Raw genomic sequence first — 18,922 nt, 5'->3', positions numbered from 1 at the left:
CAGCCAGCCGACGATCTCGCGGCGCTGGGCCTGGGGCAGCTCGCCCAGCGCGTACGACATGGTCACCAGGTCGGCCGGGGGCCGGTCGAGGCCGGGGCGGACCGACGCCTGCCGCCAGGTGACCCCGCGGAGGGAGCCGGACGTGCGGGCGAGGCGTTTGCCCAGGTCGATGATGTGCGGGTCGTGTTCGATGACGGTGACCTGCTCGATGGAGCCCCAGGTCTGGTCCGCCGCCCAGATCGCCGCGCCGGTGCCGCCGCCGACGTCGAGGTGGGTCCTGGGCCGCAGGCCCGGGGTCATGGTGGCGGCCTGGCGCATGGCCGTGGCGGCGGCGGCGTAGGTGGCGGGCATCCGGTAGGCGGCGTAGGCGGCGACGTCGGCCCGGGACCTGATGTGGGCGCCTCCTGCCGTGCCCGTACGGTAGCTCTCGGTGAGGCGGGCGACGGAGTCGGACAGTTCTTGGGGCGAGTAGCCGGACACGGCCGTGTCCAGGGCGGCTCTGAGTTCATCGGGGAGCAACATGTCTACCTCAGTGAATTCGTCGGGCGAGGGCGAGGGGACGCGAGGCGCCGGCCCGCCCCAGCAGCCCCCATCGTTCACGCGACACCAACGTGGGCCATTATCAACCATGCCGCCCCGGCCCAGGCACCATCACCCTCCAGCCTCGTCCCAGGGAAGGCTGCGCCCGCGGCGAACAGCCGCGTCTCCCGGCCCCTCCCCGCAGTAGCGTCGTGGCCATGGTGATCATCGACAACGTCAAGATCGCGTACGAAGAGGCCGGTCCCGCGGCGCCCGCGGGCACCGTGGTGCTGGTGCATGGCTCGGCGGCCGACATGCGCTTGTGGGAGCACCAGTTCCAGGCCCTCCCGGAGCGCTACCGCGTCATCCGCTACGACGGGCGGGGCTACGGCCGCTCCGGCGACGCCGAGGGCGAGGTGTGCCACCACGAGGACCTGCTCGCCGTCATGGACGCGCTGGGGGTCGAGCGGGCGGCGCTGGTCGGCTCCTCGATGGGCGGCGCGTACGCGACCGAGGCCGCGCTGGCCGCCCCCTCCCGAGTCGTCGCGCTCGCGCTCATCAGCTCCGGCCTGGCCGGACACCAGTGGCCGCAGGAGATGCTGGACCAGGCCCGGGAGCGCGTCCACACCTCGGTGCCCGCCGACCGCCTGGCCCGCTACCGCGCCGGGACGGCCGACCATGTGGATCCCGCCGATGTGCGCGCGATGGCGGAGGCCCACACGTTGTGGCAGACGGCGGGCCCCGACCGTGGCCGCGACGACCTGTCCGAGGAGGTGTGGGAGGCCGCGGTGGAGATGTGCCGCCTGGTGTTCGAACGCTCCTGGACCGGCCCCCGATCCACGGAGCGCCACCTCACTCCGCCCGCCGCCACCCGCCTGCACGAGATCAACGCCCCCACTCTGGTGATCAACGGCCTGTCGGACGTGCCCGGCATTCAGGAGATGTCCGGCCTGCTGGCGAAGGGCATCCCGGCCGCCGAGCGCCTCGACCTTCCCGGAACGGGGCATCTGCCGCCGCTCGAACGCCCGGAGGAGGTGACGGCGGCCCTGACGACGTTCCTGTCGAACGTCTTCAAACCCTGACGAGCACGCCCGTCACCGCCCTCTCCCGCTACTTCTCCGGGCAGGACCGGCGCTTACCCGGGCGAGCCCGGCCCTCGGTCGGCGACCGACCAGACGCGGCCCGTCTGGGACGTGTGCTCGGTCAGGATGCCGCCGATGGCCGACGTCAGCAGCTCCCTGTGCCCCTCCGGCAGCTCCCCCGCCAACGCGTCCAGCCGCTGCGTGACCCCTTCGTGTGTCACTACCGCGATCCGCGCCCCGTCGGCGGTCAGCTCGATGTGGCAGGCACGCCGGTCCCGGGGGTCGCGCGTGCGGACCACCAGCCCTCGCTTCTCGGCCCGGTCCACGAGCCCGGTCAGGCTCGACTTCTCCAGGTGCAGCGTGCGCGTCAGCTCCGTCATCCCCACGGGCCCGTCGATGAGCAGGCACAGCAGCTGCGCCTGCTGCGGCGTCAGGTCGTGCTCCCTGCTGACCTCCCCGAACACCTGCTGCACCAGATGCGCCAGACGGACGAGCGCTTCGGTGAACCGCAGGACCGGCTCCTTCGTCGTGACCACGGCAAAGAGTTTACCCGGCAATGGTTCATAGTACGAACTATTCCGAGGCGGGGAACGCGTGGCGGCGCGCCGCGACCACGACCGCCAGGGCCGCCGCCACCAGCGGAAGCGAGGTCCACGGCAGCGCACCCGCCCCCGCGCCCTCCAGCACGAGCCCCCCGGCCAGCGACCCGGCCGCGATGCCGGCGTTGTACACAGTGGTCTGCATGGACGTGGCCACATCCGCGTTCCCCGCGCCCGAAGCGTCCACCAGAGCCGTCTGCAGCAACGTGGGCACGCCCCCGAACGCCGCCCCCCACAACGCGACCGCCCCGAGCAACGCCCAGCCCAGCCCTCCGAACAGGGCCAGCACCGCCATGGCCCCCGCCACGACTCCCAGCACGGCCACGAGCGTCACCCGCAAGTGCCGGTCGATCACGGCCCCGGTGATCCAGATCCCCGCCACCGTCCCGGCCCCGAACACGAGCAGTACGAGACTCGTCCCCCCGAAGCCGGCGAAGGCCACGAACGGCGCCAGGTACGTGTACATCGCCTGGTGCCCCACCAGCACCAGCACCGTCGCCCCCAGGATCGTGCGGACACCGGGAAGCACCGCCACCCGCCGCAACGGCACCCGCGTGGCGGCCGCCTCGCCGGGGAAACCCGGCACCTTCCACAGCACCCACCCCACCAGGGCGACCGCCACAACGGCCAGGCCCAGGAAGGCGGCACGCCACCCGAAGGCCGACGCCAGCGCCGCGCCGGCCGGAATCCCCGCGCACAGCGCCACCGTGATCCCCGCCGAGACGATCGCGATCGCCCGTCCCCGCCGCTCGACCGGCACCATCCGCGCCGCGTAGCCGACCAGCATCGCCCACAGGATCCCGCCCATGACCCCGGCCAGCACCCGCGCCCCGAACGTCACCGCATAAGACGACGAGACCCCGGTCACCGCGTTGAACAGGGCGAACCCCGTCAACGCCGAAACCAGCACGGGCCGCCGCGGAAGCCCGTGCAACAGCGCCGTCACCGGGATGGCCGACAGGGTCGACGCCACCGCGTACGCTGTCACCAGGAACCCGGCCCGCCCCTCGGGCACCTCCAGCGCCTGCGCCATCCGCGGCAGCAACCCCGCGGGAAGCAGCTCCGTCATCACCGCCGCGAACGCCGCCGAGAACAGCGCCAGCAGCCCCGACCACGGCATCCGCCCGACGCGGACCGCGTCGTTGATCGTCGCACCAGACATGCCGAATATGCTGAAACCTTCACATCAATGTGAAGGCAAGCCGGGGGGCACACCATGAAGATCGGGGAACTGTCGCGGCTCACGGGCGTGCCCACCCGCATGCTCCGCTACTACGAGGAGCAGGACCTCCTGCACCCGGACCGCGCCGGCAACGGCTACCGCCAGTATCCCGAGTCGGCCGTGTACCGGGTCCAGCAGATCCGCGGCCTGCTCGACTCCGGCCTCACCACGGAGATCATCCGCCGGATCCTCCCGTTCCTGAACAGGCCCGACGAGATCCACCTGCACCCGCAGTGCCTCACGCCGGAGCTGGCCGACCTCCTGGAGGCGGAGGCGAGCCGCATCCAGCAACGCATCGACTGCCTCTCCCGCAACCGCGACGCCATCCACGCGTACCTGGCCGCGGTGCGAGCCGCCGGCCTTTACGAAGTAGATCGCGGAAAATAGGTGTCTGTCTGGAGTGGTTCCGTTCGTCGGTTGGGCGTCATCACCGTACGAAAGGGAAATCGATGAACACCGTGACATCCCGCGACGGCACCCGCATCGCCTTCGACCGCGCGGGCGAGGGCCCGGCGGTCGTCCTGGTGGACGGAGCCATGTGCTACCGGGGCGCGGGACCATGCACCGCGCTCGCGGCGGGGTTGGCCGGCGACTTCACCGTCTACACCTACGACAGGCGCGGCCGGGGCGAGAGCGGCGACAGCGACACGTTCGCGGTCGAGCGCGAGATCGACGATCTCGCCGCGCTCATCGAGCACGCGGGCGGCAGTGCGTCCGTGTTCGGGCACTCCTCGGGGGCGGTGCTCGCCCTGGAGGCGAGCCTGCTCGGGACGGGGATCGCCAAGCTGGCGCTGTTCGAGCCGCCCCCCGCAGGGGACGGCGCCTCCATGGCCGAGCGGCTCGACGAGCTGGTACGGGCCGGCAAGCGGGGCGAGGCCGTCGAGGCGTTCCAGCTCGGGATCGGCCTGCCGCCGGAGATGGTCTCCGGGATGCGCGACTCGCCGTTCCGCGCCATGCTCGAGGCCATCGCGCCCACCCTCGTGTACGACACCACGCTCACGAGCTCGGCCCGGCCTGCCCGGTACGCCTCCGTCGCCGTGCCCACGCTCCTCGTCGGCAGCGAGAACAGCCCGGAGGCGCTGCGCACCGCGACCGAGGAGATGGCGCAGGCGGTGCCGGGGGCCCGGCACCGCAGCCTGCCCGGCGGTTTCCACGACGTCGAACCGAAGGTGCTGGCTCCCGTCCTGACCGAGTTCTTCCTCTGAGGAGGCGCGGGTCAGGTCCGCGTCCTGGCCGACGGCGCGGCGGCGGACTTCGGGCGGCCGGCCCTGGCCACGTGGAGCAGCGTGCGCGGGCCGGCCACGCCCAGCCGGTCCGCCAGCGCCTGCCGGGTCGGCTCGCAGTCGATGATCTGGCTCAGCGGGTGTGTGGTGTAGCCGTGCCCGGACAGCGTGAGCCAGTGCCGCATCAGCACGCGGCCCAGCTCCAGCTCGTCCGAGACCGGCCCCACCAGCACCAGCACGTCGCCGTCGTAGTCCAGCAGCCCTCGGGAGGCCCCCGCCAGCACCCTGGGAAGGCCCAGATGGCGCAGCGCGGGATAGAGCGCCAGTGACGCGCGCAGCCCGGCCGCCTCCGCCTTGCTGAGGGCCAGGGCGCGGTCGGTGAGGCCGTCGAGCAGGTAGCGGCGGTGGCGGCGGGTGAGCCGGAGCCAGTCGCGCAGCTCCCGCGTCACGTCCCGGTCCCCGAACTGGTGCAGGTCGGCCGCGTGCAGCAGGTCCGCGAGGTCGCGGCAGGCGAGCCTGCGCATCCCGGTCAGCTCGGCGACCAGGGAGTCCGGCAGGCGTCCCGGGTGGTAGTCGCCGCGGTTCGCCCCGCGGGCCCGGATGTCCGCCGTGGTGAAGGGCGTCGCGTACCGCTCCGCGGCGGCGTGCAGGACGCCCACCCGCCGGGGGCCCGGGTCGGGGCGGAAGCCGACGGACAGGCCGGCGTCGGCGCAGACGATCAGGCAGCACTCGATGAACGCTCCCAGGCTGAGGCGCAGGTCGCGGCCCGTGGGGTCGCTGACGGGGAGAGCACGCGACGGGTCCCAGCCGATCTCGGCCTCGCCGCCCGTGTAGGTGAGGGTCCAGGGCTGGGTGTTGTGGGCGCTGGGGGCGCGCCAGAAGTCCGGCTCCAAGCGCCGCAGCTGGTCTTTCACGACGTCAGATCCTTCTCGTAGAAGGTGTAGCCGTGCAGGGGGCGGCCGCCCATCGCGGTGTACTGGGCGGCGGAGCCGGGGTTGGTGCGCTCCACGTACGTGCTGCGCAGCGCCCGGTAGCCGCCCCGGCGCAGGCCCTCGTGCAGCTCGCGCGACAGCAGCCGCATGTAGCCGTGGCCCTGCTCGCCCGGGACCGTGCCCTTGATGATGAGCACCGCCTCGCGGCGGTAGCGGGAACGGGTGGCCAGCAGGCGGAGCTGGTTCAGGAGGTGGAGATCACCCCGAATCTTCGCGATAAATCGCGAAATGTCCGGCAGGCAGAGCACGAACGCGACCGGCCGGTCCGCCTTCGTCAGGTACAGCAGTAGGGACTCGTCCAGCAGGTACGCCAGCCCGTCCGTCTGCGCGGCCAACTGCTCCGCCGAGATCTCCGTGTAGTAGCCGAGCTGTGCGAAGCTGCCGTTCAGCATCTCGCGCAGGATCGGCAGCTGCTCCCCGATCCGCCGGCGGTCGCCCCGGTGCACCCGCAGCCGCTCGGCCCCGATCCGCTCGTCGTCGAACACGAACACCGGCTCGTCCGGCACCGGGCAGATCCAGGTGTCGGACTCGAAGCGGCGGGTGAAGCCGTACGCCTCGTAGGCAGCCGGGTAATACGGGTGGTTCCAGGCGCTGTCGATGAAGCCCCGCTCGCCGAAGCCCGAGGTGATGACACCGCCCGACTGGTTGGGCAGCAGCGACACCGGCCCGAACGCCGCCTCCTTCCCCGAGGAGCGGCCGGCCGCGAGGACGCCGTCGAACAGCTCCTCCGCCGCCTCCTCCTCTGCGAACTCGGTCAGCCCGAACAGCTGCGTGGCCCGGCCCAGCTTGGCGTCCAGCGCGGCGTCGGTGTGCAGCGTCGTCCGCGCGACCACCTCGCCGCGCCGCCTGAGCACGTACAGGCGCACCCCCTGGCGGTGCCACGTGCGTACCTGCGCGTGGAGCGGCGGGATGAAGCGCGGCTCGCCCGCGTAGACGCGGTCGGTCAGCGCCAGGAAGTCGCGCAGGTCGCGGCGGCTCTCGACGGGCTGCAGAGTCACCCGCGCCTCACCCGGGGCCCTTCGCCGTCCTCCGTAGAGAGCGGGGTGAACGTCTCTATGTGCGCCATCGGGCCGCCCTCCGCGCGCCAGACGCCGTTGCTGTAGCCCTCCGGCTCGGCGTTGTAGAGCCGGATGTACCCGCCGGTGGCGTTCCTGGTGCCGTCCGTCACCCACTGCATGAGCTTGCGGTGGTGGCGGGAGCGGGCGAAGCGCAGCAGCGCGTCGCGGTCCTCGAAGAAGGCGAGCGTGCCGAGCGTGAGGGGGAACTCCCAGTAGACCTTGTGCCAGCAGTAGCCGCGCATGCGCTTCATGTCGCGGACCATCCGGAACCACGTCAGCGTGAGCGTGACTATCGACAGCGGCCCTCGGTATCGGGTCGCGCCGACGAACATCGCCGTCGCCCGCCCCTGCGGCGGCGCCTTGCTGAAGTCGGTGGTTCTCATGCGTCCTTCACCAGGTAGACGTTCTTCATCTTCGTGAACCCGGCGAACGGCCCCTCGTCCAGGTTGAAGACCTTGACTCGGAGGTCGGCGGCCGTCGGATCCTCCTTGAGCGACTCGGCGAAGTCGCGCGAGACGGCGCTCAGGTGGGCGACCACACCCTTGCGGCAGATCTCGGCCAGCTCCTCGCGATCCGCCTCACCGCGCAGCTCGATGTTGATCACTGGACGGTACTCCAGTCCGGGCAGCTCCTCCAGCGACAGGCAGAACCTGTTGATCGCGGCAGCGTACGGATTGCCCTGGTAGAGGCCGTACTCGACGTCCTGCGGATACAGGTTGGCGCCCATGTAGGAGATCGTCGAGTCCTTGCGCCCGAACAGGAAGAGGAGCGGCAGGTTCATCCGCTCGTCGGTCCACGCCCGCTCGTACTCGCCGGCGCCGAGAGCCTGCTTGACGTCGGCGAGGGTGTGCAGCCTGGCCTCGTCGCCGACGTTGTAGCGGAGCTTGGGCTGTAGGCAGCTCTTGGTGTTGATGGTGCACAGCAGCTCGCCTTCGGCGTTAACCTCGAGGAACGTCTCCAGCGGGTTGTAGTGGAAGATCATCGGCAGCCGCTGCTCACCCGGGCCCAGCAGCAGGTCGCGCAGGCGCTGGTCGGTGGCCAGGCGCTTGCGCAGCCACACGCTGAACCCGCTCTCCGCGCCCATCCCGATGGTCAGGTCGCTGGCGCCGTACCCGGAGCGGACCTCCTCGAAGCGCTCCTCCAGGTAGTCGCGCAGCGCCTCGGTCATGCCCTCGCCGCCGACCATGCCGCGGATGCGGTAGTCCCGCCACGGGAAGCCCGCCTCGTCGAGGCGGTCGCGCAGGTGCTTGAGGAACGGCGGGTACGCGGCCACCACGTAGTCGTAGCCGGGCCCGAAGTGCTCCAGTGTGTCGGCGATCTTCTCCAGGTCGGGGCCGGTGTTCTTGACCATCGCGATGCGCGCCATGGCGGCGCCGGTCGTGGTGCCGGTGGCCCAGGCGCCCATCGAGTACGCGTTGATCACGAACAGCCTCTTGCCGGGGAAGACCAGCTCGATGTACCCGGCGGCGTTGCGGTAGATGCCCTTGAGCTCGCGCGGCCCGCGTACCCAGTTGTACGGCTTGCCGCTCGACCCCGACGACTCGTCCACGATCACGCCGGGGCGGTGCAGCCTGCCCTCCTGGCAGCGGCTAGCCTCGTCGTACACGGCGGCGTAGTTCTGCTTGGTGGTCTCGGGGAAGTCCGCCAGCCGCCCGGCGTGCTCGGCGCCGTTCGCGCGCAGGAAGTGCCGGTACGCGGGCACGTCCACGGCGGCGAACTGGCAGGCCACCCGGGCGTGCCTGGCCGCCAGCCAGTCGAGCGCCGGGTGGTAGCCACGGGCGACGAGCCGCCAGACGGCGGGATGCATCGCGCCCAGGCGGTACACGCCGGTCAGGGACCAGGAGTAGGCCTGGAGCCGGGCCCTGCGCCAGCGCTGGCGGAGGGTGAGCGGCCCCAGTGGGGGGCTGAGCCGGATCATGGACCGTGAGACTAGCGGGGCGGGATAAAAGATCGCTTTACGTCAGCTTTCAGCCTGATGCCGGTTAACGCGGAATGAACCCTTCCGCATTCCCCTCTACCGTGAGCCGCGAGCATAGGAAGACGTAGTGATCAAATTGTCGTGGCCGCAGGTCAGCGCCAGGCGGCTGCAGCGTGCCGGGCTGGCCGCGGGCATGGAGCGGACGAGCCCGGACGCGGTCGTGGCGGCCATGTGCGGGGCGCATGCCCAGGTCATGTCGGCCGCCGAGGCGTCGATCGGACTGCGACTGGCCGGTGTCAACCGGGCCCATGTCCGCGCGGCCCTGTGGGAGGAGCGCAGCCTCGTCAAGACGCATGGCCCGCGCGGCACCGTGCACCTGCTTCCCGCCCGTGACCTGCCCATGTGGGTGAGCGCGATGTCTTCGCTGCCGCCCGCGCACAGCGCGGCGCCCGCGTACATGAGGATGACCGCCGAGCAGACCGATCAGGTGGTGGCGGCCATCCGCGAGGTGCTCGCCGGGGCCGAGATGACCATCGACGAGCTGAGCGAGGCAGTGGTCACCGCCACCGGGCCGTGGGCGGGCGACCTGGTCATGCCCGCGTTCCAGACCATGTGGCCGCGGTGGCGGCAGGCGATGGCCCTGGCCGCGCACCGGGGCGCGTTCGTGTTCGGGCCGACCAGGGGGCGCAAGGTCACCTACACCGCAGCGCCTCCCGCGCCGCCCGTGGCCGACGGGCTCGCCGGGCTGGTCAGGGCCTTTCTGACGGCGTACGGGCCTGCCACGCCCGAGCAGTTCGCGCGGTGGGCCGGAGGGCCCGTGCGGTGGGCGGGCGAGGCGTTCGACGGCGTGGAGCTGGAGGAGGTGCTGTTCGAGGGCGAGCGGGCCTGGGTGCTCGCAGGCGACACCGCGGTGCCGGACGATCCACCGCGGGGCGTGCGGCTGCTGCCGTACTTCGACGCCTACGTGGTGGCAGGGCGTCCGCGCGAGTTCCTCTACCCGGGCGCGGCAGCGGCGCGGGCGCTGACCGGCGGGCAGGCGGGGAACTTCCCGGTGCTGCTCGTGGACGGGGACGTGGGCGGGGTCTGGCACCAGCGGCGCTCCGGAAACAAGATCGACGTCACGGTGGAGCCGCTCCGCGACCTCACCGCCGCCCAGCTGCGGGAGCTCGACGAGCAGGTGGAGCGCATGGGCGAGGTGATGGAGGGCCGCCCGCGCCTGACCATCGGCTCGGTCACGGTCGGCCCTCACGCTTGACTCCCTATCACTCCCTAATGTGTGCGATTATAGGGAGCGATATGGAGCAATACACCATCGATCAGGCGGCGGCTCTGCTGGGGCTGCACGTCAAGACCGTCCGCAACTACGTACGGGACGGGCGGCTGCCGGCCGTGCGCGTCGGCAAGCAGTACCGGATCGCCAAGGAGGACCTCGCGGCCTTCGCCGGCCTGCCGATCGACGCCCCCGCCGCGCAGCGTCACGCCGAGGTGTCCAGCATCGTCCAGATCGACGGCATCACCAGGGGCGAGATGGACCGGGTCAGCACGATGGTCATGGCATCCCTGGCGGGCCGCCCGCACGGCCTGCGCGTGGAGTTCGTCTACGACGAGCAGCGTGCCCACCTGAAGGTCATCGTGCTGGGCGGGCTGGAGGAGAGCGCCCAGGTCCTGCGGATCGTGGACGCGTTGGTACGTGACTGAAGCCCCTGAGAGATCATGGAGTTCCTGGATGCTTGACGACCGTGTGTACGTCTGCGAGCCGCATGGCGAGCCACTGCGCGAGGCCGGCGACGCGCTCGACCTCCTCGGCGAGGCCTTCGGCAGGGGCGCGACCTGGGTGGCCGTCCCGGCCGAGCGGCTCCACGACGACTTCTTCACGCTGCGCACCGGCGTGGCGGGCGAGATCGCGCAGAAGTTCGTCAACTACCGCATCGGCCTGGCCATCGTGGGCGATGTCTCCCGCTTCACCGCCGCCAGTTCCGCGCTGCGTGCCTGGGTGCTCGAGTCGAACCGGGGTGACCACGTCTGGTTCGTCGGCGACCTCGCGGAGCTGGCGGCACGGCGGTCAGCTCGCGAACATCCCGCCGGTGACGTTGACGAACGTCGCGGTGAGGCCGCCGGCCCGGTCTGAGGCGAGGAACGCGGCCGTCTCGGCGACCTCGGCGACGCCGGGCGAACGGCGCGTCATCCGTAGGGACGCCAGCCCTTGCAGCACGCCCTGCAGCGCGGCCTCGTTGGCCATGTCGGGGTTGACCGCGCCGAGCTTCTCGGCGGTGAGCGTCTCCGGCACGCCGGCGACCCACAGGCCCAGCGCCCGCACCCCGCTCGGCCCGACCTCGGCGGCCAGCGCCCGGATGAACGTGTCAAGCGCCGCGTCCGCCGGGCACGTGCCGCCCATCAGCGGGCTGGTGTGCGCCGAGCCGCTGTCCAGGGCGAGGATGACGCCGGAGCCCTGCCTGGTCATGTGGCGGGCGGCGGCCCTGGCGGTGATGAAGTTCGCGGTGATGCCGGTGACGATCGGGCGGGTGAAGTCGTCGGTCGTCATCTCGATCAGCGGGGTGCCCTGCACGTCGCCCCGGCTCACCAGGTTGAACGACACATCCAGACTGCCGTACCGGTCGGCCACATCCCGGGCGTGCTCGTCCACGGCCCGCTCGTCGAGCGCGTCCAGCACGGCGGCCTCCGCGTAGCCGCCCGCGGCGGTGACCTCCTTGACCACCCCGTCGAGGGGCTCCCGGGTGCGCCCTGCCACGAACACCCTGGCGCCCTCGCGGGCGAACGTCCGCGCGATGACACCGCCCAGCGAGCCGCCGCCGCCGTAGATGATCGCGTTCTTGTCCTGGAGCAACATGGTGATCTCCTCAGTGCCGAATTCCGGTTCCTGCGAACGCGTCGAACGCGGGCGGCACGGATCGACAACCGGTCCGGAGATTTTTCTCAGCCGTTCATGACGAGCGCCACGGCGGCGTCGAGCGGGTCCCCGCACTCCTGAAGCGGGTGTCATTAGGTTCGAATCCTGCCGGGGGCACTCACCTAGATAGGCATTTTCAACCCCTGACCTGCGATTTCTCAGCCGCAGGTCTTTTGCTTTGTGAACCTGGATAGGCAGCCGACGGTGCCCGCATGCAGCCGTAAGACCATGATCAGGGGACATACGCGGGATGATCTTGAACGCGTTTCACCAGGTCAAACCCTGATTCCGGGCCATTCGGGCCTCCGGCAACCCGCTACGGCCGCCCGGGCATGCGACGAACACAGCGTGCCAAATACGTGCGTACAAACCGAGCGTCACCCCGCCCCGGCCGTCGCTGTTGAGGACATCGGCACGCCTCTTGCCCTGGCCAGGCAAGGCCTGGATGCCGGCGGCGCGGCGTTCTCAGTACAGTGTCGGGGTGGCAGGTGAGCAGCTGAGTGTGCGAGTGGACAGCTGGATCTGGTCGGTACGGCTCACCAAAACTCGTTCGATCGCGTCCGACGCCTGCCGGGGCGGTCACGTCCGAGTCAACGGGGTGCGGGTCAAGCCCGCGCACGCCGTACGGGTCGGAGACGAGGTCCGGCTGCGGCACGAGGGACGCGAACGCATCGTGGTCGTCTCCCGCGCCATCACCAAGCGCGTCGGCGCCGCCGTGGCCGCCGAGTGCTACGTCGACAAGAGCCCTCCGCCCCCTCCTCGCGAGGAAACCGTGATAGTGGCCGTCCGGGCTCGTGGCGCGGGCCGTCCCACCAAACGCGAACGCCGCAGCATCGACAAGCTGCTCGCACGCCCGATGGAGGAGGGGCAGTGGGGCACCCGGGCGCGCCCGGAGTGATCGAGCAGACCGCATCGAACTGGATGCGCGGAGGCGACCGGCATGTGCAGCACCCCCAACACCGCACCGGTCCGCTCGCTTGGCTCCGACCATGTCATCGACCACACCAAAGAGCACTACACTCGCGGCACCAACCGGTACGACCTGCTGCTGGACCGTCGCGAACCACGGCGTGCCCGCGAACAGGCGCGTGCTGCGGGCGTGGTGGTGGAGTGCGCGCCTTTCCCCGGCCAGTGGTTTGGCCCGGTTCGGCGGGTCGTGCTGCTGTCCTCATCGACCATCGCCTTCTCCATGCCTGGGGGGTGGTTCAGGCCGACTGACGGACACCATCGATGATGCTCATCGAGCACCTCATGGATCGTCTCGCGCATCGCCCCAGCATCACAGGCCGCTGACCGCCTCCTCGGTGGTTCCGGCGATGGCGTAGGCGCGCTCGAGGAGGACCGATTCGGTGGCGACGTCGATGCCGTAGACCTTCACCAGCACCAGCTTGAACCCGACCTTCCTGACCATCCGCAGCGTGGAGTCGCCCGTCCAGTCGAGCCTGACGTCCGTGTCGACCTCCGCGATCCTGCCCTCCGCAGGGTCCCGCTCCACCTTCTGGCCCGACGCCGGCACGGAGAACGTGGCGGTGACCAGCCCGTTCTCCAGGTCGTACAGGGCGATCTTGGGTTTGCGACCGGTGACGTAGACCGCCACGGTGCGCCCGTCGGCGTTCAGCGCGGCGGTGGATGCGTTGTCGCCGATGAGCCGAGGCGGCACGACACTGGTGGTCCGCTTGCCGTTCAGGTCGTGAACGCTGAGCCTGCCGGACTTGTCGTCGTCCGTCCTGACGAGGATCTGGTCGCCGTCGCCACTGAAGCTCAAGGCATCTTCATGCACCGACACCCCCGGCACCTTGCCCAGCAGGGCGCCGGTGGCGGCGTCGTACACCCGCGCGGGATGGTCGGTGAAGCCGGCCCAGCAGCAGTCCACCGCCACGAGGGAGCCGTCATACGACATCGTCACGCGGGTGACATCGAGCTCCGACTTCGACGGCCACGCCTTGGCCTGCGAGACCCGCGTTCGGCCGTCGAGGTCGCGGACGACGAGCCGGGCGTCCTTGGCTCTGATGTAGGTGAGGCGGCGGCCGTCACCGCTGACGGCGACCGCGTCCGACCACCGGCCCGCCCCGCTGAGCGGGTGGCGCTTGCCGTCGGTCGTCCGGTACCACCAAGGACCACACCACGCGGCGTCACGCGGGTCCTTGGCGCAGTCGGAGGCGGCGGCGTACCAGATCGGGGCGGACATCCCGCCTGCGGGAACGACCGCGCGGGCGGTACCCGGGACGGCCACGAGTGCCGAGAAGACAGCGAGCGCCCCACAAAGGATCTTCACACGGGGTTGGACCTCTCATCGCCGCGCAAGGTTGATTGCGATCCAATAACGGACCTTGCGCTTCAGGCCTCCATGCCAGCGCGTGAACTTGATTCCGCGCCACTCAGATCCGTGGTCACCCCCTGGGGACAGTTACCAAAGAGCCTCTTCAGGCTGGCGCGCACCGGGACGACCGCCCAGAGCCAGCGCCACCATCCGCCGCATTGACATCAGCCCTGCTGCGCACCGGCCGTGCCTGCTGGTCAGGCCGGGAACCTGCTCGGCGAAAATCTGCTTGTCCCAGGCGGTGTTGTCGCAGAAGAAGTGGCAGGTCAGCAGTTGAGCGTGCGAGTGGACAGCTGGATCTGGTCGGCCCGGCTCACCAAGACTCGTTCGATCGCGTCCAACGCCTGCCGGGACGGTCACGTCCTGGTCAACGGGGTGCGAGTCAAGCCCGCGCACGTCGTCCGGGTTGGTGACGAGGTGCGGCATGCGGCATGAGGGGCGCGAATCGCATCGTGATCGTCTCCCGCATCATCAGCAAGCGCGTCGGCGCTACTGTGGCCGCCGAGTGCTACATCGACAAGAGCCCTCCGCCGCCTCCCCACAAGGAGCCGTGACGGTGGCCGGTCGGGCTCGTGGCGCGGGTCATCTCACCAAACGCGAGCGCCGCAGCATCGACAAGCTGCTCGGTCGCCCGGTGGTGAAGGGCCGGCGGGGCCGCCGGGCGCGCCCGGGGGTGACCGGGCTGTTGGGCGCCTCAGGTCTGAGACCGAAATCGAATTTTACTGCCTTACCTTGAAACAAGAAGATCGTCGGCCGCCGCCGCTGCCATGAGAACATCCACGTCGGGCGGGCCACCACGCCCTACCCGAAATGATCACTGGAGAGCGGGGTGCGGGGAGAGCTCGCACGCCCCGTTCGGGAAGAGACCGACGGAGAAGGACCTGGCCAAGGGCACCGCGCCGGCGGTCGACTTCACTCTGAGGGGGGCTCGGTGCAGCAATGCACCGAGGCTACCCGGCGAGTGGAGGGCCACCACGGCGGCAAGTTCATCATCACCCACGCGATCGGCGACGAGGCCATCTTCGCCCAGGGCACCATGGACTACCTCGAACACCGGATGTCCCGTCCGCCTGCCCGCCCCCGGCCCGTCGTGGCTGTCCGCGCCCCTGGAGGCCGGGGGGAAGTCGGCCATCTGGCTCGTATGGCATGGCCGTGCGGACCGGTGTCGGCCCGTACGGCACGCTGGAGCTGCCCGAGTCCTGGCGGCAGGCCCGGCTGGCGCTCGCCTTCGCCGCCGGGGCCCCGGAGCGACGGTCGTCCACGCCGACGACCTGGGTATGCTGACCGTGCCCGCCGCCCGGGCTCGACGAGTCCGGCCCGCGGCACGTGCCGGACATCGACGCGCTGGAAAAGTTCTCGACGACGGCCCCGTGGGCGCTGCCGCAGGGCCGTTTCCGCCTGCACCTGGCCCGGTCTGCCAGACGTTACCTCCGCCATCCCCCGGCTTAGCCGGTGCTCACGAGCGCCGAGACGGAGTCCAGCGGGATCGGCGCGAACATCGGCGGCTCCTCCTCCGGCGTCAGCGCCGTCGGGCCGTAGATCCACTCCGTGAAGGAGTAGTCGTAGATGTCGCGGGCCCGCAGGATCTCGTTGCGCTGCAGCCGAGCCACGCCGTCCAGGTGCCACAGCTCGCCCCATGCGCGCGCCGTGAGCATCACGCGCCGGCAGTGTTCCGGACGGACCGCCTCGTAGGCCGCCAGCACGCCCGGCCAGTCGATCGAGCCGTCCCCGGCACGGCGCGCGGCGACGTGCTCGGCCAGCACCCAGCCGTCCTCGATGGCCATGATCGCGCCCTGCGCCATGTACTGCAGCGGCGGGTGGGCGGCGTCGCCGAGCAGTGCGATGTTGCCGTGGACCCACGTCATGATGGGGTCACGGTCGAACATCCGCCACCACCGGTCCCGCCACATCAGCGGGATGCCTGCCCGGACGTCCGGGCAGGTCGCGGCAAAGGCGTTGTCGAGCTCGTCGGGCGTGCCCCAGTCCTCTTCCCCGGCCAGGGCCTTGGGGGACTGGAAGACCGCGACCTGGTTGAGCATCTCGCCGCCGCGCAGCCCGTACTGCACGAAGTGGCAGCGCGGGCCCACATGGACCGAGACCTCGCTGAGGTCGACGTCCCTGTCGACCTGCTCGATGGGTACGGCGGCGCGGTAGGCGACGTATGCCGAGCTGACCAGTTCGTCCTCGACCAGGAGCCGGCGTGCGACCGAGTGCAGGCCGTCGGCGGCGATGATGACCCGGGCCTCGTCGGCGCGGCCGTCCTCCCACAACACCCGGGCACCGGACGCGGTGTTCTCGTAGCCGCTGATCCGCGCGTCGGTGACCAGGTCGACGTCCGCGCGCCGGCAGGCCCGCAGGAACATGCCGTGCAGGTCGCTGCGGTGGATGACCATGTACGGGAAGCCGTACTTGCGTTCCAGGTCGGCCAGGTCCAGGCGGGTCAGCTCGCTGCCGTCGACGGCGTCGCGCATCACCATGCTCTTCGGCAGCACGCCCAAGCGCTTGGCCTCGTCGAGTAGTCCGTACTCGTGCAGGATCCGGGTGCAGTTGGGCGCGATCTGCAGACCCGCGCCGACCTCGCCGAACTCGCGGGCCTGCTCCAGCACGCGCACCCGCAGGCCCGCGCGGGCCAGGGCGAAGGCGGCGCTCAGGCCGCCGATGCCGCCCCCGACGATCAGGACGTCGGCGGGGCCAGCGAACGCAGGTGTGGTCACGTTGCTCTCCTCGGTGCCGGGAACGCTCACAGCCATGCCGGCAGCACCGGTACGGGAGAGCTCAGGGAATGGGGACGGCCGGCGAGGTAGGCCGCGACCTCCGCGAGCGGGCCTGCGACGGTGACGGCCTGGCCCTCACCGGACAGTTCCCAGCCGTCGCCGGTGTCGGTGGCGGTGAGGACGACCGCGAGCCCGGGAGCGTTGCCGCGCTTGCCCACGATGTCGTCGGCCAGAGCGGCCAGGAAGCCGGTGGGCAGGTCGGCGAAGGCGACGCCGGCGGCCAGGTCGACGGCGTGCACGCAGACCTCGCGCGAGCGCATCCACGGGATCTCGGTCGCGGGGACCGTGCGGCCCTGGGCGGTGACCACCTCGGCGTTCCACTGCTCGGTGTTCAGGGCGGCGGCGCCGGTGGCGAGCCGGTCGGCGGACGCGCTCAGCCAACCGGCCAGCTCGGCGGCCGGCTTGGCGGCGCCGGCCTCGATGTCGGCGTTGCGCTGCTCGGGCGAGGAGTACATCGGGGTCTGCTCGCCGGTGGCGGCCCAGTGCACCAGGTTGCTCAGCGCGTCGGCGTTCGCCGCCACGTGCGCCACCAGGTGCTTGCGGGTCCAGCCGGGGAGCCCGCATGGGGCGAGATACTGCTCCTCGCCCCACCCGGAGACGGCGTCCAGGAGCAGCTTGGCGCCCGCTTCGCTCCAGCTCAGCGCGTCGTCGAAGGTACGGCGCATCAGGCCGCACCTTCCTTGGCCACGATGTTCTCCAGCCGCCCGATGCCCTCGACCCGGGTCACCACGCGCTCGCCGCCGAGCAGGTAGCGCTTGGGGTCGCGGGCGTGGCCGACGCCGCCGGGGGTGCCGGTCGCGATGATGTCGCCGGGGTTGAGCCGCACCACCGTCGAGACGTACTCCACCAGCGCGACCGGGTCGAAGAGCAGGTCGCGGGTGTTGTCGCGCTGCATGACCTCGCCGTCGACGCTGAGCTCGACCTCCAGCTCGGGACGTACGCCGCCGGGCAGCTCGTCCGGGGTGACGACGTACGGGCCGACCGGCGTGGAGGAGTCCCACATCTTGCCCTGCAGCCACTCGCGGGTGCGGAACTGCCAGTCCCGGCAGGTGATGTCGTTGAGGACGGTGAACCCGGCGATCGCGGCCTCGGCCTGTGCGCCCCTGGCGCGGCGGACGGGCGCGCCGATCACCACGGCGAGCTCGACCTCCCAGTCGAACTCGCTGGTCTCCTCAGGGCGGGCGATCTCGTCGGTGGCGCCGACGAGGCAGTCGGCGAACTTCGCGAACAGCGTGGGGTGCTGCGGCAGGTCGCGGCCCATCTCCTGGATGTGGTTCTTGTAGTTGAGCCCCACGCAGACGACCTTCGAGGGGCGCGGGACGACCGGCGCGAAGTCCGCGCCCTCGACCGGGTACGTCGTGGCGGTCCCGGCGTCGACGGACGCGGCCTGCTCGGCCCAGCCATCCCGGGCAAGAAGCTCGCCGAGGTCGGCGGCGCCGAGGTCGACCAGCCGGTCACCGTCGACTCGCACGGCTCGGGTCGAGCCTTCGACGCGGAGGGTGGCGAGCTTCATCGGGTGGTCCCTTCAATACGGGTGCGGTTGAGCTGGAGGGCCTCGAAGACCGGGGAGTCGCTGAACCGGAACAGGTCCAGCGCGCCGGAGTCGGAGTCGGTGGAGCCGGCCTCGGAGCGCGCCGAGAAGGGCTCCCAGGACGGGACGACGAACAGGTCGCCGCGGGTGACCGACCAGGTCTTGTCGCCGACGGTGACGGTGCCGGAGCCGTCGAAGACCTGGTAGACCGACGATCCGGTCTCGCGGACCGGGGTGGTTTCCGCGCCGCGGGCGATGCGGTGCATCTCGGTGCGTATGGTGGGCAGCACGTCAGCGCCGGTGGCGGGGTTGGTGTAGCGGACGGCGGCGTGGCCGGGTTCGACGGTGCCGACGAAGCCCTCGGACTCGAGGGAGAGCTGGTCGGCCAGCGCGCGGTCGGTGAACTCCCACTTGTAGGCCAGCAGCGGGCTGCCGGGGGCGAGTTCGCCGACCGACAGCGGGCGCAGCCCGGGATAGGCCCACAGCCGCTCGGAACGGGAGCGGTCGGGTGTGGTCCGCTCGGCGTCGCTGATCTGGTCGCGGCCGAACTCGAAGAACTGCGCCTCGGTGACGTACTGGAAGGGGATGTCGAGGCCGTCGATCCAGGCCATCGGCTCGCTGGTGGCGTTGTGGTGGGCGTGCCAGTTCCAGCCGGCCTGCGGCAGGAAGTCGCCGCGGCGCATCGGGACCGCGTCGCCGCCCACGACCGTCCACACGCCCTCACCCTCGATGACGAAGCGGAAGGCGTGCTGGGTGTGGCGGTGCTCGGAGATCGG

24 protein-coding genes are annotated in these 18,922 nt (G+C 71.1%); 11 read left to right on the top strand and 13 right to left on the bottom strand.

Annotated elements, in window-relative coordinates:
- On the bottom strand, window positions 1-522 hold a 522-nt coding region (locus AB0J09_RS29675), incomplete at its 3' end, for a small ribosomal subunit Rsm22 family protein (protein ID WP_360698193.1).
- A gap of 215 nt (window positions 523-737) precedes the next feature.
- On the opposite strand from AB0J09_RS29675, the gene AB0J09_RS29670 reads away from it, so the two are divergent.
- Entirely contained in the window at window positions 738-1,601 is an 864-nt protein-coding gene (locus tag AB0J09_RS29670; protein ID WP_360698190.1) for an alpha/beta hydrolase, read from the top strand.
- A gap of 53 nt (window positions 1,602-1,654) precedes the next feature.
- Here the strand turns inward: AB0J09_RS29670 and AB0J09_RS29665 are convergent, their stop codons facing one another.
- Both AB0J09_RS29665 and AB0J09_RS29660 read right to left on the bottom strand, forming a co-directional pair.
- Complete coding sequence (locus tag AB0J09_RS29665; protein ID WP_360698187.1) at window positions 1,655-2,137, bottom strand: MarR family transcriptional regulator; 483 nt, start codon at window positions 2,135-2,137, stop codon at window positions 1,655-1,657.
- A gap of 37 nt (window positions 2,138-2,174) precedes the next feature.
- A complete protein-coding gene (locus AB0J09_RS29660) occupies window positions 2,175-3,362 on the bottom strand; it encodes an MFS transporter (protein ID WP_360698184.1) in 1,188 nt (395 codons plus the stop codon).
- 54 nt (window positions 3,363-3,416) lie between these two features.
- Here AB0J09_RS29660 and AB0J09_RS29655 point away from each other — a divergent pair, with 54 nt between their 5' ends.
- The gene (locus AB0J09_RS29655; RefSeq protein ID WP_360698182.1) at window positions 3,417-3,809 is read left to right on the top strand and encodes a MerR family transcriptional regulator; all 393 of its coding nucleotides are present in this window, start codon (window positions 3,417-3,419) and stop codon (window positions 3,807-3,809) included.
- 62 nt (window positions 3,810-3,871) lie between these two features.
- Complete coding sequence (locus AB0J09_RS29650) at window positions 3,872-4,627, top strand: alpha/beta fold hydrolase (RefSeq protein ID WP_360698179.1); 756 nt, start codon at window positions 3,872-3,874, stop codon at window positions 4,625-4,627.
- Between the two features lie 11 nt (window positions 4,628-4,638).
- Here the strand turns inward: AB0J09_RS29650 and AB0J09_RS29645 are convergent, their stop codons facing one another.
- From AB0J09_RS29645 to AB0J09_RS29630, 4 genes are read right to left on the bottom strand one after another with little or no spacing between them, the layout of a single operon-like run.
- Window positions 4,639-5,559: a hypothetical protein gene (locus AB0J09_RS29645; RefSeq protein WP_360698177.1), complete on the bottom strand. Its 921-nt coding sequence runs from the start codon at window positions 5,557-5,559 to the stop codon at window positions 4,639-4,641.
- Window positions 5,556-6,635: a hypothetical protein gene (locus AB0J09_RS29640; protein ID WP_360698174.1), complete on the bottom strand. Its 1,080-nt coding sequence runs from the start codon at window positions 6,633-6,635 to the stop codon at window positions 5,556-5,558. The genes AB0J09_RS29645 and AB0J09_RS29640 overlap by 4 nt, the downstream gene beginning before the upstream one ends.
- Complete coding sequence (locus AB0J09_RS29635; protein WP_360698171.1) at window positions 6,632-7,078, bottom strand: DUF4188 domain-containing protein; 447 nt, start codon at window positions 7,076-7,078, stop codon at window positions 6,632-6,634. Before AB0J09_RS29635 ends, AB0J09_RS29640 begins: the two co-directional genes overlap by 4 nt.
- Window positions 7,075-8,613, bottom strand: coding sequence for a phenylacetate--CoA ligase family protein (locus AB0J09_RS29630; protein WP_360698169.1), 1,539 nt, complete (start codon window positions 8,611-8,613; stop codon window positions 7,075-7,077). The genes AB0J09_RS29635 and AB0J09_RS29630 overlap by 4 nt, the downstream gene beginning before the upstream one ends.
- 127 nt (window positions 8,614-8,740) lie before the next feature.
- Here AB0J09_RS29630 and AB0J09_RS29625 point away from each other — a divergent pair, with 127 nt between their 5' ends.
- Genes AB0J09_RS29625 through AB0J09_RS29615 form a run of 3 tightly spaced genes read left to right on the top strand, consistent with a single transcriptional unit; the run spans window position 8,741 to window position 10,741 of the window.
- Window positions 8,741-9,868 carry a winged helix DNA-binding domain-containing protein gene (locus AB0J09_RS29625; protein ID WP_360698166.1) on the top strand — a complete coding sequence of 376 codons (1,128 nt, stop codon included), beginning with the start codon at window positions 8,741-8,743 and terminating at the stop codon, window positions 9,866-9,868.
- 41 nt (window positions 9,869-9,909) lie between these two features.
- The gene (locus AB0J09_RS29620) at window positions 9,910-10,311 is read left to right on the top strand and encodes a helix-turn-helix domain-containing protein (RefSeq protein ID WP_360698163.1); all 402 of its coding nucleotides are present in this window, start codon (window positions 9,910-9,912) and stop codon (window positions 10,309-10,311) included.
- A 28-nt stretch (window positions 10,312-10,339) separates the two neighbouring features.
- On the top strand, window positions 10,340-10,741 hold the full coding sequence (locus AB0J09_RS29615; RefSeq protein WP_360698161.1) for a DUF4180 domain-containing protein: 402 nt from the start codon (window positions 10,340-10,342) through the stop codon (window positions 10,739-10,741).
- Here AB0J09_RS29615 and AB0J09_RS29610 read toward each other — a convergent pair.
- Window positions 10,676-11,461, bottom strand: coding sequence for an SDR family oxidoreductase (locus tag AB0J09_RS29610; protein WP_360698158.1), 786 nt, complete (start codon window positions 11,459-11,461; stop codon window positions 10,676-10,678). The two genes, AB0J09_RS29615 and AB0J09_RS29610, sit on opposite strands and share 66 nt — an antisense overlap.
- A gap of 541 nt (window positions 11,462-12,002) precedes the next feature.
- Between AB0J09_RS29610 and AB0J09_RS29605 the strand changes: the two genes are divergently transcribed.
- Together AB0J09_RS29605 and AB0J09_RS29600 are read left to right on the top strand one after the other, a co-directional pair.
- On the top strand, window positions 12,003-12,419 hold the full coding sequence (locus AB0J09_RS29605; RefSeq protein WP_360698155.1) for an RNA-binding S4 domain-containing protein: 417 nt from the start codon (window positions 12,003-12,005) through the stop codon (window positions 12,417-12,419).
- Window positions 12,420-12,461: 42 nt separating this feature from the next.
- Window positions 12,462-12,755, top strand: a complete 294-nt coding sequence (locus tag AB0J09_RS29600) for a hypothetical protein (RefSeq protein WP_360698152.1) — start codon at window positions 12,462-12,464, stop codon at window positions 12,753-12,755.
- Window positions 12,756-12,800: 45 nt separating this feature from the next.
- Here AB0J09_RS29600 and AB0J09_RS29595 read toward each other — a convergent pair whose 3' ends face one another.
- The gene (locus AB0J09_RS29595; protein ID WP_360698149.1) at window positions 12,801-13,796 is read right to left on the bottom strand and encodes a hypothetical protein; all 996 of its coding nucleotides are present in this window, start codon (window positions 13,794-13,796) and stop codon (window positions 12,801-12,803) included.
- A 324-nt stretch (window positions 13,797-14,120) separates the two neighbouring features.
- Here AB0J09_RS29595 and AB0J09_RS29590 point away from each other — a divergent pair, with 324 nt between their 5' ends.
- The 3 genes from AB0J09_RS29590 to AB0J09_RS29580 all read left to right on the top strand — a co-directional run bounded on the left by AB0J09_RS29590 (window position 14,121) and on the right by AB0J09_RS29580 (window position 15,125).
- Window positions 14,121-14,276, top strand: coding sequence for a S4 domain-containing protein (locus tag AB0J09_RS29590; protein ID WP_360698146.1), 156 nt, complete (start codon window positions 14,121-14,123; stop codon window positions 14,274-14,276).
- On the top strand, window positions 14,273-14,395 hold the full coding sequence (locus AB0J09_RS29585) for a hypothetical protein (protein ID WP_360698143.1): 123 nt from the start codon (window positions 14,273-14,275) through the stop codon (window positions 14,393-14,395). Before AB0J09_RS29590 ends, AB0J09_RS29585 begins: the two co-directional genes overlap by 4 nt.
- 598 nt (window positions 14,396-14,993) lie before the next feature.
- Complete coding sequence (locus AB0J09_RS29580; RefSeq protein WP_360698141.1) at window positions 14,994-15,125, top strand: hypothetical protein; 132 nt, start codon at window positions 14,994-14,996, stop codon at window positions 15,123-15,125.
- A 161-nt stretch (window positions 15,126-15,286) separates the two neighbouring features.
- Here the strand turns inward: AB0J09_RS29580 and AB0J09_RS29575 are convergent, their stop codons facing one another.
- From AB0J09_RS29575 to AB0J09_RS29560, 4 genes are all read right to left on the bottom strand, one after another.
- Window positions 15,287-16,555, bottom strand: coding sequence for an FAD-dependent oxidoreductase (locus tag AB0J09_RS29575; protein WP_360698138.1), 1,269 nt, complete (start codon window positions 16,553-16,555; stop codon window positions 15,287-15,289).
- 26 nt (window positions 16,556-16,581) lie between these two features.
- Complete coding sequence (locus AB0J09_RS29570) at window positions 16,582-17,280, bottom strand: maleylpyruvate isomerase family mycothiol-dependent enzyme (RefSeq protein ID WP_360698135.1); 699 nt, start codon at window positions 17,278-17,280, stop codon at window positions 16,582-16,584.
- Window positions 17,280-18,128 (bottom strand): fumarylacetoacetate hydrolase family protein, encoded by an 849-nt coding sequence (locus AB0J09_RS29565; protein WP_360698132.1) that lies wholly within the window; start codon window positions 18,126-18,128, stop codon window positions 17,280-17,282. Before AB0J09_RS29565 ends, AB0J09_RS29570 begins: the two co-directional genes overlap by 1 nt.
- Window positions 18,125-18,922 (bottom strand): cupin domain-containing protein (locus AB0J09_RS29560; protein WP_360698129.1); only part of this gene is annotated, 798 nt, incomplete at its 5' end. The genes AB0J09_RS29560 and AB0J09_RS29565, both read right to left, overlap by 4 nt.

Origin of the sequence: Nonomuraea sp. NPDC049784 (genome assembly GCF_040659615.1) — a bacterium.
GTDB lineage: Bacteria > Actinomycetota > Actinomycetes > Streptosporangiales > Streptosporangiaceae > Nonomuraea.
This window is presented reverse-complemented; position numbering and strand designations above follow the sequence as displayed.